This is a genomic window from Chryseobacterium sp. VD8, assembly GCF_037149975.1.
In the GTDB taxonomy this organism is placed as follows: Bacteria; Bacteroidota; Bacteroidia; order Flavobacteriales; family Weeksellaceae; genus Chryseobacterium; species Chryseobacterium indicum.
This window is the reverse complement of the sequence record NZ_JBBCQL010000462.1, coordinates 1-458: the sequence shown is the minus strand read 5'-3', so window position 1 is coordinate 458 and position 458 is coordinate 1. Positions and strand designations below refer to the sequence as shown.

Here is a 458-nt window from a genome sequence, read left to right as displayed (position 1 = left end):
CTTCAGCCCTTTTTATAAATTATCTTTTCAAAATCTTAAAAGACATATCTCTTCCGTACCCCTGCATAATGGCGAGATTGATCCACGAAAGTGCAAATTTTTCCAGCAGTTCTACTTTATCCGCTTTTCCAAAGTCTGTACAGGAAGCGAAACCACAATCCAAAGCAAGCCTTTTGGCAACTTCTTTTGCTTTTTCGCTGTCTCCCGCCATAAACATATCGATTCCTTCACCATTGTATATCGGATCGAGCATATTTTCAAAACCTGTTGTGTTAAAACATTTTACGATTTCTGCGTTGGTTTTATCTGCCAAAGCGTGATACACCGTTTTGTAAGGTTCCGGAGACTTCATTACTGCATTGGTAGCATCAATAATTACTTTTCCCGAAACATCACCTAACTGTTCAATCACTTCAAAAATCGCCGTTGGAGGTGTTGCAATAAGTACAACTTCACAC

1 protein-coding gene is annotated in these 458 nt (G+C 39.1%); it reads right to left on the bottom strand.

What is annotated here, in order from left to right; all coding sequences use genetic code 11:
• Window positions 1-19: 19 nt before the first annotated feature.
• Window positions 20-458, bottom strand: a 439-nt coding sequence (locus WFK35_RS23040) for an NADPH-dependent F420 reductase (protein ID WP_336734990.1), incomplete at its 5' end; no start/stop codon positions are given.